1 protein-coding gene is annotated in these 1271 nt (G+C 64.8%); it reads right to left on the bottom strand.

All coding sequences use genetic code 11. From position 1 onward, the window contains the following. Positions 1 to 18: 18 nt before the first annotated feature. Positions 19 to 1188 (bottom strand): ISAs1 family transposase, encoded by a 1170-nt coding sequence (locus RFM68_RS33480; protein ID WP_320237198.1) that lies wholly within the window; start codon positions 1186 to 1188, stop codon positions 19 to 21. Between the last annotated feature and the right edge of the window lie 83 nt (positions 1189 to 1271).

Raw genomic sequence — 1271 nt, 5'->3', positions numbered from 1 at the left:
CAGGGCTGCGAATCCAGGTTAACGGGGAAGTTGGCCGAGGATTGAGGCGAGGTAGTCGGGGCTCCATCCGGCCTTTTTGCGCCTCAGTTTGATGGACTGCCTGTCGTTGATTGCCCGGACGAGGTTGAGGGCAAAATGGCGGACGATGGCCATGTTGTGGGCGCCATGGCCTTTTCTGAGCCGCGACTGGTCGTCCTTGAAGACGACGTCGAGGGTCCAGTGCAGGGCATTCTCGATCAGCCAGTGGCCGCGCACGGCGTGGGCGGCCCGTTCGGCGGTGAGGTCGGCGGAGGCGATGAAGTAGCGGGTATCGAAGCGGCTCCTGTCCTTCAGTCCGGTGCGTGAAGTGACGCGGACGATGGCCTTGACCTCGGGCAGGCGCAGTTCGCCGGGGAAGCGGCGCTGGCCTGCGAGCCATCCAGTCTCGCGGCCGACGGTGACGAAGCGTTCCTCGATGCGGCCATGGCCCTTGTCGAGGTCGGTGAAGCTGTCGAGGCTGTCTTGCGGCGCGTCGTCGAAGTAGCGCTCGATCTCGGCGCGCAATGTCGGCTGATTGGCCTTGACCGCGAGCAGATAGTCGGCGCCGTGAGCGCGGATTGCGGTTGCGATGGCGGCATTTGTGGCAATGGCATCAATGGAGACGAGCGCGCCTTGGAGGCCGCCATTGGCGCCAAGGCGCTCCAGAAGCACGGGAATGGCCGTTGTCTCGTTGCTCTTGTCGGCCACGGCCTCCTGGCCGAGCACCAGCCGTGCGGTGGTGGCGAAGGCGGAAACCAGATGCAGCGGCGCCTTGCCTGCGCTCTTGTCGTGGCTGCGCCGCGAGGTCTTGCCGTCGATGGCAACGAAGTCGGGCTTGTCCGGCCACGTCTCGCGCACCCACGCGGTGAAGGCGCCGGCAAACAGCGCCGGATCGATGCGGTTCATGAGCAAAGTCAGCCAGCGGCCGCCCGGCAGGCCGTGATGGTAGGGCAGATAGCGGCGCAGGAAGTCGAGATGGGCATTTCCCCACGCTGCGATCAGGTCGTAGTCCTCGCAGTCGCAGATCGTGCCGCAGACGACCAGAAGCAGCACCTCAGGCAGCGGATGGGCCACCCGCCACGGCTCACGCGGGTCTTCGATCTCGCCAAAATGCTCGAGAAGCGACCTCAGGCGGGACTTTTCGAATCCTTCAAGGGCGACAGTGGTCATGGCGGGCCTCCGAATCATGAGAGCCCCATGGAATCAGATCAGCCGCAATCCCCAAAGCGCGTTAACCCGAGTTCGGAGCCCTG

This window comes from Mesorhizobium montanum, from assembly GCF_033977145.1.
GTDB classification, from domain to species: domain Bacteria; phylum Pseudomonadota; class Alphaproteobacteria; order Rhizobiales; family Rhizobiaceae; genus Mesorhizobium; species Mesorhizobium montanum.
This window is presented reverse-complemented; position numbering and strand designations above follow the sequence as displayed.

Bases quoted from the DNA above. Each gene is read 5' to 3' on its own strand.
- RFM68_RS33480 (WP_320237198.1), bottom strand. From the start codon at position 1,188: ATGACCACTGTCGCCCTTGAAGGATTCGAAAAGTCCCGCCTGAGGTCG.